Source organism: Chryseobacterium sp. SC28 (assembly GCF_003932955.1).
In the GTDB taxonomy this organism is placed as follows: domain Bacteria; phylum Bacteroidota; class Bacteroidia; order Flavobacteriales; family Weeksellaceae; genus Epilithonimonas.
Genome location: NZ_QOVY01000003.1, coordinates 94,336 through 106,553 on the forward strand (window position 1 = coordinate 94,336; position 12,218 = coordinate 106,553).

Here is a 12,218-nt window from a genome sequence, read left to right on the forward strand (position 1 = left end):
ATGAAAAAACCGGTAACCCTTATTTTAATCGCTGTTTCAACGCTTGGCTTTTCTCAAAAAAACGAAACCTATGTCAAAGGAAATGCATTGTTTCTGACGATCGGGATGCTGAATGTGGGTGTAGAACGCCGCTTTTCAGAGCATTTTACCGGCCAGGCCGACATCTTCGTTTCGCCTTGGAAATCCTTTGATGGGCGTCGGGCTCTGTTTGCGATTGGAACTGTGGAAGGTAGATATTATTTCGATGAGGCCTTCAAACATTGGTATGTTGGCGCCAGCATCGGTTTTGGCGTTTTCAATGTTCAAAAATGGAATTATTGGGGCAATGAACTTTACACGGATAAAGAAGGAAATCTGACACCCTACCGAAAAAATCAACTTTATCAGAAGGGTTTTTCTTATATGATGGGTGTCACGGGCGGCTATCAGTTCCGGCTTGCCGACCGATGGAATATGGACATATTCCTGGGCGTGGGCAATCAGCAGGGCTTTTACAAAGGTTATGTAGAAGGCTTGCCCGAAACCCCGGAAAACCGATATGACGATGTGGAACACTGGGACAAAAGCGGCGAGATCATTCCTTTCAAAGCAGGTGTTATGATATCCTATAAACTATAAAGTATGAACAAGAATCTTTCAAAATATGCACTGATTCTCCTCCTCACTTTTGTCCTTGTTTTTCTGATGAATTACATCGGGAACGATGCTCGGGACAGATTATCAAGAGCGTTGCTCACAGGTTTCGCCGCAGTAGTTGGCCTTGGAATAGGATTGTGGATTTACAGCAGAAGAGATCGGGAAGACGACCGAAATAATTTTGATTAATTTTTCTCTTATTTTCAGATATGACGATTGATCTCGACCCCAAAAAAAAGATATACTTCGCTTCCGATCAGCATTTCGGCGTCCCCAATGCGAAAGAGAGCAAAATTAGGGAGGAGAAGTTTATCCGTTGGCTGGATAGCATCAAGAACGATGCTCAGGTTCTCTTTTTGATGGGCGATCTTTTCGATTTTTGGCACGAGTGGAAATATGTGGTACCCAAAGGCTACATCCGCGTTTTGGGCAAGATTGCCGAGTTAAAAGATTCCGGGATCGCGATCTTTTTTTTCGTGGGAAATCACGATTTGTGGATGAAAAATTACTTTGAAGAAGAATTGGGTATTCCTGTTTATTTCGACAAAAGATACTATGAGATTTGTGGCAAAAACTTTTTGCTGGCTCACGGCGACGGCCTCGGACCCGGCGACAAAGGCTACAAAAGGATGAAGAGAATTTTCACCAATCCCGTTGCGCAATGGCTTTTCCGATGGCTTCATCCCGATATCGCGATGAGGATTGCCAACTATATGTCTCAGAAAAATAAACTGATCTCGGGAGAGGAAGACAAGGCTTTTCTGGGCGAAGACAAAGAATTTCTGATCCAGTATTCCAAAGAGAAACTCAAAACCGAGAATATCGATTTTTTCGTCTTTGGACATCGCCATTTGCCGCTGGTTGTTGACTTGGAAAAAGGCGCAAAATATATCAATCTTGGCGATTGGATCGTCTATTTTACCTACGGCGTTTTCGACGGAGTATCTTTTGAATTGAAAACATTCGAATGACAATATTCAAAATTTGATTGGAACATAATGAAGCAGTCTATTTTCGACATAAAAACAGAATCCGATTTTCAGGAGGCTTGTCTCGAAACTTTCCGTTATCAATATGAAAATGTAGCAGTCTATCAAAAGTTTGTTGATTATCTAAAGATAGATTCCAGCCAAATAAAGCAAGTCCTCGATATTCCGTTTTTGCCCATCGAAATGTTCAAAAACCACTTGGTTTTGGACAAAAATTGCACGGCAGAACATTATTTTGAAAGCTCGGGAACCACTCAGATGAACCGTTCCAAACATTATATTGCCGATTTTTCGCTTTACGAAGCAAGCATTTATAAAAGTTTCGCAGCATTTATTGGGAAGCCTGAAGACTATATTTTCCTCGGTTTGCTTCCTAATTATTCAGAAAATCCGCACTCTTCTTTGATTTATATGATTGATTTTCTGATGAAAAAATCAGGAAAATCCGAAAATGGCTATTTCCTCTACAACCATCAGCAATTGTTCGATTTAATTAAAACTTTGAAAGACAAAAAAGTCATTCTTTTCGGCGTTTCTTTTGCGTTGCTGGATTTTTTGGATTTTTGCAACGCCAATTCTTTGAAGCTAAACAACACGGATATGCTAACCATAATCGAAACCGGTGGAATGAAGGGTAGAAAAGAGGAAATGACCAAAGATGAGCTTCTAAACATTTTTAAAAACGGCTTCCAGACCGAGAGGATTTTTTCCGAATATTCGATGACCGAATTGCTCTCGCAGGCTTATTCTTTGGGAGGAAATTGGTACAGAAATCCCGACTGGATGCGCATTCTCATCAGAAATACCGAAGATCCTTTCTCTTACGTTGAAGATGGGAAAACAGGCGCCATCAATATCATAGATTTGGCCAACCGGCATTCTTGCTCGTTCATCGCAACGCAGGATTTGGGCCGTCAAGAAAATGGGAGTTTTCAGGTTTTGGGAAGGATAGATCATTCGGATATCCGCGGTTGCAGTCTTTTGGTTTCGTGAATTTTTTATATTAATTAGTTGTTAATGAGATCTTTACTTTTAATTTTTCTTTTGAGTTTCAGTTTTTTCAAATCTCAAAAATGCTATGACCTCAAAGAAGTTCTGAAAGTACAACCTACCAATCTTTACAAGCCTCATTTATTGGCTGCTCAAAATTTTGGCATCAAGATTCTCGAAGATTCCAAATCTGTGGATCGTTATATTGCCAAAGGAAAATTTGTGAAAGTGAAAAAGAAATCGCGTGGTTATCGCTTGCAGACTTTAGAGTACAGCCGGCCTTATTTGGTGAAAAAAGCAAGAGCCACTCTGGAAAATATGGCTAATAAATTTGCAACAGAAACCAAGAGCTTTTTCGTGGTATCATCGGTCACCAGAACTATGGAAGACCAATGCAACCTGCGAAAAGTCAATAGCAATGCATCGTTGGGAATTAGTTCGCATAACTACGGCGCCGCTTTCGATATTTCGTATGTTCGGTTTAATCATCTTTTAAAAGTCGATCCCAAGCTGGAAAATAAGTTGGAAAAATTGCTGGAAGAATACAAAAATATGGGTCGCATTTTTTACATCAAGGAAAAACAGCAAAGTTGCTATCACGTGACCGTTCGCCGATATTAATTGAAATGATGATGCTCAAAATAGAAGAACTCGTCCACAGTTTTGTCAATACCCAATGCGATTTTGACAAAGAAATCGTTTTGACCAATTTTTTCCATTCCGATTGGGAAGCGGATATTCTCACCATCAACGGCGAAGGTTTCAGTCACGAAATAGAAATTAAATTATCAAAAGCCGATTTCAAAAATGATTTTAAAAAACAATATACCAATCAGAAAACCGGCGAGAAGTTTCTGAAGCACGACAAGATTGCTTGCGGCGATTATCTCTGCAATGCCTTCAGCTTTCTCCTGCCGATGGGGATGATAGATCATCAGACGATTCCGGAGCATTGTGGCATCATCGAGTTTTATCACAACGAGGATTATTGGGAAACTACTTTCTACAAAATCCGTCATCCGAAAAAAATTCACGAGGATTCTTACTGGAAGCTGTGCGACAAAGATTATTTTATTCGGAATATGGCTCGAAATCTCCTCATCAAAAAATTTGAACTTAAAGGAAAACACGAAGAATTCATCTTCAAAAAGCCTTTTGAAAGTAAAATTAAATCGCGGAAACACTGACAAAATTTCTGATATTTAATTCTTTTCGTTGATGGTTTGCTTTTTGAATCAAAGAGTTGTACAAAGACGATTCATTATGGCAATCAAATATTCAATTCTGGATTTAGCGACCATCATTAAAGGTGACGACATCCACACCACCTTTCAGAAATCCGTAAAATCTGCGCAAAATGCAGAAAAACTGGGGTTTACAAGATATTGGTTTTCCGAACATCACAATTTTCCGAACGTTGCCAGCGCCGCAACCGCCATTTTGATTGCGCACGTTGCCGGCAAAACAGAAACTATACGAGTAGGTTCGGGCGGCATTATGCTTCCGAATCATTCTACGCTGTCTGTTGCAGAACAATTTGGGACACTGGACGCACTATTTCCCGGCAGAATAGATCTCGGATTAGGAAGAGCACCCGGAACCGATATGCTCACGGCGAGTGCCTTGCGAGGTAACAATTTCACACCCAACTATAATTTTGAATTTCACATCAAAGAACTGCAAAAATATATGTCGGCGAAGAATGCAGATTCCAAAGTGAGAGCCATTCCCGGAGAAGGGGCAGATGTGCCACTTTTTATCTTGGGAAGTTCCACAGATTCGGCTTTTTTGGCAGCTAAATTGGGTCTGCCTTATGCATTTGCCGCACATTTTGCACCATCGCAGTTGGACGTAGCTTTGGAGATTTACAGATCGCGCTTCCAGCCTTCCGAGTTTTTGGACGAGCCTTATGTGTTGGTTTGTGTTAATATTATTGCTGGCGATTCGGTAGAGGAAGCACAGTATCTGTCAACCTCTCATTTTCAGGCGTTTGTAAGTATTTTGACCGATCAGCGTCAACCGCTTTTGCCTCCGGAAGAAACAGATTTGGAACATATTTCCGATGAGGTGGCACTTCATCTCAACAGAATGGCGGCCAAAACTTTCGTAGGAGACCGAGAAACTTTGACGGAAAAATTGACAAGGTTTGCAAAAGATTACAAACCCGATGAAATCATAGTTTCCGGAAATATTTATGATTTCGATGCCAAACAAAAATCATACGAAATCACGGCAGACATCATCAAATCCTTATAAGACAAAAGCACAAATTGTAGGTTTGTGCTTTCTGTTTTTATTTCAATTATCTTTATTTCAAAACATCAAATTCTATGGTGCTTGCGCTGAAAATTCGGATTTCGGCTTTTTCGTAATCAGCTTTGGTCGCTAAATAAGGATTTTCTAAAAACTTCTGCGGATTGAGCGCCATCAGTGGAAACCAAGTGCTCTGCACCTGAATTTGGATTTTGTGTCCCTTTTTAAAAGTGTGGAAAACGTCTTGCAATTTCACGTTCACCGCAGTGTTTTTGTTGGGAATGAGAGGTTCTGGTTTTTCAAAACTATTGCGGAATCTCGCGGGCATTATTTCGCTCCGTACCATTTGGTGATAATTGGCAAAGACCACGTTCGGTTTGTCGGGATTTGATTTTTCATCGGCGGGATAGACATCGATTAATTTCACGATGAAATCTGCATCGGTGGAGGAAGAAGTGACCATCAATTTGGTTAAAATCTCTCCAGCCAAAGTCAAATCATTTTCCAAAACCTCGGTGGTGAAGGTGGCAACATCGGGTCTGTAGCTTGCAAAACGCTGATCTTCACTCATATAATTTCTCGGTGTAAAGCCGTTCATATCTCGGTAATTTTCGCTGCTAAGAACAGGCTTTGCAGGATCGGAAATATAAAACGAAAAAGTTTTTGGGTTTTCCCGCGTTGCAGCAAGCGTTCCCGAACTGTTGAGATAGAAAGTTTGTTTTTGAGCTTGTTTTGGAGGCCAATTTTCGAAAGTTGCCCATTCTTTTTTTCCGGTATCGAACATATAGGCTTCCGGCAGTTTAGCAGCGATTTTGGAATCTTCTTTCAAATAATGATGAAAGAACGGTTGCTCTATATTTTTCTGATAAAATGTGGCAATGCTGTCTCCGAAGTAGATATCGTTGTGATAATGCTTTCCGGAGTCGTAGTTCCAGCCGCCGTGAGAAAATGGCCCCATTACAATCGTGTTTTTCGCTTTCGGACTAGTCTTTTCGATGGTTTTATAGATTTCCAAAGGACCTCTCAGATCCTCAGCATCAAACCAACCGCCAACCGTCATCACGGCTTGATTGATGTTTTTAAGATGCGGAATGAGGTTTCTTTTTTGCCAGTAGTCGTCGTAATTGGGGTGATTTACTACTTCCTGCATAAAGAAATTGTCTTTGTAATATTGATCGACCCCGTCTTTCAAAGTTCCCATATTTTTATAAAAAAGATAGCCATCTTCTGAAGCGGGTTTTATCATTTTGTCGGCAAACCAAGCGTTTTTTTCGGGCTTAGTTTTAGCAACGCCAAAGACCGGAAAAGTTTTGAAATAGCTCATCAAAAAAGCGCCATTGTGGTGGAAATCATCATACCAAAAGTCAGAAATTGGGGCTTGCGGCGATGAAGCCACCAAAGCAGGATGAGTGGACAAAGTGCCGACTGCGGTGTAAAATCCGGGATATGAAGTTCCGTATTGCCCTACTTTTCCGTTGTTGAATGTTATATTTTTCACCAGCCAATCCACGGTGTCGTACGTATCTGTACTTTCATCGACATCTTTTTTGGTTTTGTGATCCACTTGCGGTGTCATATTCGTGAAAGTGCCTTCGCTCATATATCTGCCGCGCACGTCTTGGAAGACGAAGATATATTTTTCTTTTTCAATGAATTTGTTGGGGTTCAGTCTTTTTTTGAAATTCGTTTCGCCGTACGGTGCAATGCTGTAGCAGGTTCTGTTCAGGATGATGGGATATTTATTGGTTTTCGAAATATCCTTTGGAGTATAGATGATGGTAAACAGTTTGGTGCCGTCTCGCATTGGGATATAGACCTCTTTTTTGGTGTAGTTATCTTGAACGGCATTGGTCTGCGAAACCCCGAAAGTTACGGTAATCAAACAGAAAAATAATAATAATCGCTTCATTGGTAAAATATTTGGCAATAAAAATAGGGATTTTTGATGGAATTGAAAGGGGAAAAATTTATGTGTTGGTTAGAAGTTGAATTTTAAGTTAATTTATTTGACTATAAAATATAGAAAAATTGGCATTACGTCATAATCTGCAGAAAAATTGTCATCAAAAAAAGCTCCGAGTCAAAAACCCGGAGCTTGATATTTTTTGTAATATCAATTCCTTAAAGTCCGAAAAGCTTCGCAAAAAGATCCGGTACAATGCCCATCGAAACCAATGCCAAGACGATGAGGACAGAAATTATATTGTACGTGGCAGTGGCTCTTTCGGTATTTTGGAAGTTGTCTTCTTTGTAGAAAAACATCGCGATAATCAATCTCAAATAGTATGCAATGCTGAGCGCTGAACCCAAGATGGCAATCAACACCAAAAACTCGTAATGGCCGCCAATAGCCTGATTGAAGATGCCTAATTTCCCGATGAAACCGGCCGTCAAAGGAATACCAGCCATCGATAACATAGAAACTGTGGAAACGACGGCCAAAAATGGTTCTCTCTTTCCAAGCCCGTTAAATGCCGCAAAAGAGGTCTCTTTTTTCACCTTCTCTACCCATAGCAAACTGATGAAAACGCCCACTGTGGCTAACGAATAGGCAAACAGATAATATCCTAAAATGTAAGTTGACAAGTTATTGATTCCGAAAAATATCAAAGCAATATAGCCCGCGTGCGAAACGGACGAATACGCGAGCATTCTTTTCGCATTGGTCTGAACCAGCCCCATCACGTTGGCCAAGAGCAAGGTGATGATAATGAAGACTCCCAAGATATTGAGCCAGTCGCCGGCAAGTCCGCCGAAAGCGATGGTCATCAATTTGAATAGTGCAAAGAAACCAGAAACCTTGACCACCGACGCCATAAAAGCAGTAATCAAAGAGGGTGAACCTTGGTAAACATCGGGGCTCCACATATGAAAAGGTGCTAAAGAAACTTTAAACGCCAAAGCACAAAGCATCAAAATAGCGCCCATTATCAACATCAAATTTTTGGAATTATTGATGGCAAAATCGTGAATTGTGTAAAGATCAAAACTGCCTGAGCTGCCATAAACCAACGCGACCCCAAACAAAAGGAAGCCTGTGGCAAAGGCACCCATCAAAAAGTATTTCATAGAGGCTTCCGTAGAACGAAGATCGGTTTTATTGGCTCCGGCCATTACGTACAGTGGAATGGAGAGAATTTCTATTCCCAAGAACAAGGTCACAAGATTTTGGAAGCCAAATAAGACGATTCCTCCGCATAGCGCGAACAGCATCAAGGCGTAGAGTTCCGACTGGTGGCTCCTATGGTTGCTGAATGCGAAGCCGCCCAAAAAGAACAAAAGCAAAGTCACCAGCACCGAGATCTTGGTGAAGAGCGCCGCATTGCTTCCATACTCATACATCGATCTGTATTGTGCAAAAAATTCGCATTCGGGAAGAAAACTGACATATAAACCGATAATCAATCCTGCGATGCCAATATATCTGGCGTACTTTCCCTTTTCGAAAACGCCTGAAAATAATGCAAGAACTGCCGTAAGGAATAAAACTATTAAAACACCCATTTCTTTATTTGTTTCTTATAAATCAGAAGCCCGAGGTGGGAAGTCTGAAGCCTATAATTTAGATTTTCTTAATTTATTTAAAAGCCCGTCGATTAATTGATCATTGATGAATAAATGAAGCTCACTGAGCTCGTCACCATTTCTATAACAGGTTGTGGATAAATGCCCAAAACAATTACAAAAACGGATAAACTGGCCAATACCGTAAACTCGACACTGCTGATGTCTTTTGTGGTTGCCAGAACTGCATCGTCGCCCTGCCCGAACATTGTTTTTCCGTAAAATCGAAGCATATAGGCAGCGCCGAGGATGATCGTCAAACCAGCCATTACAGACATTATCAAATTATAATCATAAACCGACTTTAGCAAGATGAATTCTCCAATGAAGCCATTTGTCAATGGCACTGCGGTGGCGCCCAGCAGAATAATCATAAACAAAACGGCAAATTTAGGTGCCACTTTTGCCAAACCGCCCATTTTTCTGATGTCTCTTGTTTTGAATTTTTTATAAAGAATATCGGCGCAGTAGAACAATCCTACGACGTTGATACCGTGAGCAAAACTCTGAATCATCGCACCTTGTCCGCCTTCGAAAGTCAATCCTGTTCGCATCGTGACAACCGCACTGGAAAAAATCCCAGCGACAATCAGTCCCACGTGGGAAAGCGATGAGAAGGCTATCAGCCGCTTGCTGTCTGTGGAAATCATAGCGATCAATGCGCCATAAATAACGCCAATGACGGCAAGGATAATGACAATCTCGCCGGAAATTCCGCCAATTGCTAATGGTGTGATTGGTAACAAATATCTTAATACGCCATAAACGGCCATCTTCAACATAATACCGGACAGTAGCATCGAGCCTTGTGTAGGCGCGTAAGTATAAGTATCGGGCTGCCAAGTGTGGAACGGGAAAATTGGTAATTTGACGGCAAATGCAAAGAAGATGAACCAGAAAATTACCGTCTGCTGATTGATATTGAGGTCGGCGTTATAGAGATCTGTCAAAGCAAAAGAGGCCGATTGGTTGTAAACATAAATGAGTCCGATGAGCATAAACAGCGATCCCACGAAAGTGTAAACGAAGAACTTGGTCGTGACTTTGATGCGCTTGTCTTCTTGACCCCAGATCCCGGCGATCAACCAGATTGGGATCAAAGAAACTTCCCAGAAGATGTAAAACAACAAGCCGTCTAAAGACGTGAAAACCCCCAACAATCCGAACTGCATCAACAAAATAAGGGCGTAGAAAGAAGCGGGATAGCCTTTGGTTTCGTTGTAAGATGACAAAACAATCAGGGGAACCAAAATATTGGTCAGCAGCACCATTAGCATGCTCATCCCATCGATCCCAAAATTGAAGTTGCTCTTGATGTAGCTGGACCAGGGATAGGTGATTTCGTACTGCAAAGGCGCATCAACGGTTGGATTAAAATCGAAATTCCCAAGCATATACAAGGCTAAGATCATCTCCGCGATTGCAAAAACCAAAGCGACATGTTTGCCGGAAGCATTGTTCCAGAAAAAGAGCAAAACCGAACCTACGAGCGGTAAGAGTAATAATGTTAAAAGTAAATAAGACATTATTTATTTTATTTCAAAAAAAAGTTAACAATCAGTACAATACCTACAGCCAATGACATAATCAGCACATAGTTTTCCACATTCCCGTTTTGCAGTCGTTTTGCTGCTCTGCCAGAATCTTGGGCGCCCAATCCGATGAAATTAACAATAGGATCGAGAACGGCCTTATCGAACATCAACGCAGCCTTGCCGGCTTCCTCGAAAGGCTTCACGATGCATGCGTTATAGATTTCATCTACGAATAATTTTCTAGCCGATAGTTTTTCCCAGCCCCTATATTGCTCTTCGGGAAGTGCTCTTTTCTGCTTTTTCACATAGGTATTTCGGACAAAAATCCAGACGGCGAAGAACATCAAAACGGTGGCGCCGGCAAGCATCATTTCTGTATTGAAACTGACGCCGGAAAGCGTATTTTCCATCTGTTTGAAACTTTCTTCCGTCAGCACCGGTTTTAGCCATTGCATTAGTTTGGCGTACTGACCTTCGCCGACATAATGCGGAAGATTAATAAAACCTCCGACTACAGAAAGGATAGCCAAAACAATTAGTGGGAAAGTCATATTTGCAGGGCTCTCGTGCAGATGCTGTTTCTGATCTTCGCTCCCCCGGAACTCGCCGTGGAAAGTCAGATAGTAGAGCCGGAACATATATGTTGCCGTGATGGCTGCCAAAACGAAAAGCATCACCCAATAAATGGGACTTTTGGCATAAGCCGCGACTAGAATTTCGTCTTTGGAAATCATCCCGGAAAACAATGGAAATCCTGAGATGGCCAAGGTCCCTATCAGGAAAGTGATGTGGGTAATCGGGATGTATTTTTTCAGACCGCCCATAAAACGCATATCCTGCTCGTTGCTCATCGCATGGATCACCGAACCGGCGCCTAAGAAAAGCAAAGCTTTGAAGAAAGCGTGCGTCATCACATGAAACATCGCTGTTGAATAAGCGCCTAAGCCTAAAGCAATGAACATAAATCCAAGTTGAGAAACTGTGGAGTAGGCCAGCACTTTTTTGATATCGTTTTGACGAAGCGCATAGAAGCCCGCCAATGCCGCGGTTAAAAATCCAATAAAGAGAATGCCATCTTGCACCGTTGGCGCCAGAACGAATAAGAAATTGGATCGTACCACGAGATAGACACCGGCAGTAACCATCGTAGCGGCGTGGATCAATGCAGAGACCGGCGTGGGGCCTGCCATCGCATCCGGTAACCAAGTGTAGAGCGGAAACTGGGCAGATTTACCCGTTGCTCCGATCAACAAACTGGCTGTGATAAATATGATAGGCGTTCCGTCCAATTCGAAAATTGAAGCGTTTTGTGCGACGGAAAGGTAATCTACTGCGTTGATCTGTGCTGCAATGGCGAAAATTCCGATTAGCAATCCGAGGTCGCCGATACGGTTCATTATGAAGGCTTTTCTTGCGGCTTTTCCGTATTCTTCATTGGTGTACCAAAATCCGATTAACAGATAAGAACAAAGTCCGACGCCTTCCCAACCGATAAACAAAATGAGATAATTGCTTCCTAAAACCAAAATCAACATCGAAAAAATGAAGAGATTGAGGTAGGAGAAGAATTTGTAAAATCCTTTGTCGTGGCTCATATAGCCGATAGAGTAGAGATGAATGAGCGACCCAACGCCGGTGACGATCATCACCATCATTAAGGACAAGTGATCGATCTGAAAGCCGAAATTAACCTGAATGCCATTCACTGTGAACCATTCAAAAGCTTTGATGATAACAGGCGCACTGTCTTCATTAAAATTTAAAAATATCGTGGTCGTGATAACAAACGATGCGAAAACTACCAATGTTGCCAAACTGCCCACAAGCATCTTAGGAAGTCTTTTCCCAAAAAGACCGTTGATCAGAAATCCGGCTAAAGGTAAAAGTACGATTGCGTAAACTAAATTTTCCATTCCTTTTATTATCCTCTTAATTTATTAAAAATACTGACGTCCACCGATTTGCTGTTTCTGTACATCATTGCGATAATTGCCAGTCCCACCGCTACTTCGGCTGCTGCAACCACCATAATGAAGAACACCAAAAGCTGGCCGTTGCCATCGCCACTGTAAGCAGAAAATGCCGCCAAAAGAAGATTGACGGAATTGAGCATCAATTCTACACAACCCAATATCACAATGGCATTTTTGCGAAGCAAAACGCCCAATACGCCGAGGCAGAACAAAACGGTGCTGAGAATGATGAAATATTCCAAAGGTACTTGCTGTATAAATGTATTAACGTCTTCCAT

General features: G+C 41.6%; 12 protein-coding genes. 7 read left to right on the forward strand and 5 right to left on the reverse strand.

Going from position 1 to position 12,218, the window contains the following annotated elements; genetic code table 11:
* The 7 genes from DTW91_RS03075 to DTW91_RS03105 all read left to right on the forward strand — a co-directional run bounded on the left by DTW91_RS03075 (position 1) and on the right by DTW91_RS03105 (position 4,871).
* Entirely contained in the window at positions 1-618 is a 618-nt protein-coding gene (locus DTW91_RS03075) for a DUF3575 domain-containing protein (protein ID WP_125201950.1), read from the forward strand.
* A 3-nt stretch (positions 619-621) separates the two neighbouring features.
* The gene (locus tag DTW91_RS03080) at positions 622-825 is read left to right on the forward strand and encodes a hypothetical protein (RefSeq protein WP_125201951.1); all 204 of its coding nucleotides are present in this window, start codon (positions 622-624) and stop codon (positions 823-825) included.
* A gap of 20 nt (positions 826-845) precedes the next feature.
* Positions 846-1,607 (forward strand): UDP-2,3-diacylglucosamine diphosphatase, encoded by a 762-nt coding sequence (locus tag DTW91_RS03085; RefSeq protein ID WP_125201952.1) that lies wholly within the window; start codon positions 846-848, stop codon positions 1,605-1,607.
* 27 nt (positions 1,608-1,634) lie between these two features.
* Positions 1,635-2,618 (forward strand): acyl transferase, encoded by a 984-nt coding sequence (locus DTW91_RS03090; RefSeq protein WP_125201953.1) that lies wholly within the window; start codon positions 1,635-1,637, stop codon positions 2,616-2,618.
* A 24-nt stretch (positions 2,619-2,642) separates the two neighbouring features.
* Positions 2,643-3,236, forward strand: a complete 594-nt coding sequence (locus tag DTW91_RS03095) for a DUF5715 family protein (protein WP_125201954.1) — start codon at positions 2,643-2,645, stop codon at positions 3,234-3,236.
* Complete coding sequence (locus DTW91_RS03100) at positions 3,206-3,802, forward strand: hypothetical protein (RefSeq protein WP_228412630.1); 597 nt, start codon at positions 3,206-3,208, stop codon at positions 3,800-3,802. The genes DTW91_RS03095 and DTW91_RS03100 overlap by 31 nt, the downstream gene beginning before the upstream one ends.
* Positions 3,803-3,878: 76 nt before the next feature.
* Positions 3,879-4,871 carry an LLM class flavin-dependent oxidoreductase gene (locus tag DTW91_RS03105; protein ID WP_125201955.1) on the forward strand — a complete coding sequence of 331 codons (993 nt, stop codon included), beginning with the start codon at positions 3,879-3,881 and terminating at the stop codon, positions 4,869-4,871.
* A gap of 52 nt (positions 4,872-4,923) precedes the next feature.
* Here the strand turns inward: DTW91_RS03105 and DTW91_RS03110 are convergent, their stop codons facing one another.
* The 5 genes from DTW91_RS03110 to nuoK all read right to left on the reverse strand — a co-directional run bounded on the left by DTW91_RS03110 (position 4,924) and on the right by nuoK (position 12,218).
* Positions 4,924-6,777, reverse strand: coding sequence for a CocE/NonD family hydrolase (locus DTW91_RS03110; RefSeq protein ID WP_125201956.1), 1,854 nt, complete (start codon positions 6,775-6,777; stop codon positions 4,924-4,926).
* Between the two features lie 212 nt (positions 6,778-6,989).
* Complete coding sequence (locus DTW91_RS03115) at positions 6,990-8,372, reverse strand: NADH-quinone oxidoreductase subunit N (RefSeq protein ID WP_125201957.1); 1,383 nt, start codon at positions 8,370-8,372, stop codon at positions 6,990-6,992.
* A 92-nt stretch (positions 8,373-8,464) separates the two neighbouring features.
* A complete protein-coding gene (locus DTW91_RS03120; protein WP_125201958.1) occupies positions 8,465-9,958 on the reverse strand; it encodes a NuoM family protein in 1,494 nt (497 codons plus the stop codon).
* A gap of 8 nt (positions 9,959-9,966) precedes the next feature.
* Complete coding sequence (gene nuoL / locus DTW91_RS03125) at positions 9,967-11,880, reverse strand: NADH-quinone oxidoreductase subunit L (RefSeq protein WP_125201959.1); 1,914 nt, start codon at positions 11,878-11,880, stop codon at positions 9,967-9,969.
* An 8-nt stretch (positions 11,881-11,888) separates the two neighbouring features.
* Positions 11,889-12,218, reverse strand: coding sequence for an NADH-quinone oxidoreductase subunit NuoK (gene nuoK, locus DTW91_RS03130; RefSeq protein WP_125201960.1), 330 nt, complete (start codon positions 12,216-12,218; stop codon positions 11,889-11,891).

Coding starts and splice junctions, on each gene's coding strand:
- DTW91_RS03075 (WP_125201950.1), top strand. CDS start 1: ATGAAAAAACCGGTAACCCTTATTTTAATCGCTGTTTCAACGCTTGGC.
- DTW91_RS03080 (WP_125201951.1), top strand. CDS start 622: ATGAACAAGAATCTTTCAAAATATGCACTGATTCTCCTCCTCACTTTT.
- DTW91_RS03085 (WP_125201952.1), top strand. CDS start 846: ATGACGATTGATCTCGACCCCAAAAAAAAGATATACTTCGCTTCCGAT.
- DTW91_RS03090 (WP_125201953.1), top strand. CDS start 1,635: ATGAAGCAGTCTATTTTCGACATAAAAACAGAATCCGATTTTCAGGAG.
- DTW91_RS03095 (WP_125201954.1), top strand. CDS start 2,643: ATGAGATCTTTACTTTTAATTTTTCTTTTGAGTTTCAGTTTTTTCAAA.
- DTW91_RS03105 (WP_125201955.1), top strand. CDS start 3,879: ATGGCAATCAAATATTCAATTCTGGATTTAGCGACCATCATTAAAGGT.
- DTW91_RS03110 (WP_125201956.1), bottom strand. CDS start 6,777: ATGAAGCGATTATTATTATTTTTCTGTTTGATTACCGTAACTTTCGGG.
- DTW91_RS03115 (WP_125201957.1), bottom strand. CDS start 8,372: ATGGGTGTTTTAATAGTTTTATTCCTTACGGCAGTTCTTGCATTATTT.
- DTW91_RS03120 (WP_125201958.1), bottom strand. CDS start 9,958: ATGTCTTATTTACTTTTAACATTATTACTCTTACCGCTCGTAGGTTCG.
- nuoL (WP_125201959.1), bottom strand. CDS start 11,880: ATGGAAAATTTAGTTTACGCAATCGTACTTTTACCTTTAGCCGGATTT.
- nuoK (WP_125201960.1), bottom strand. CDS start 12,218: ATGGAAGACGTTAATACATTTATACAGCAAGTACCTTTGGAATATTTC.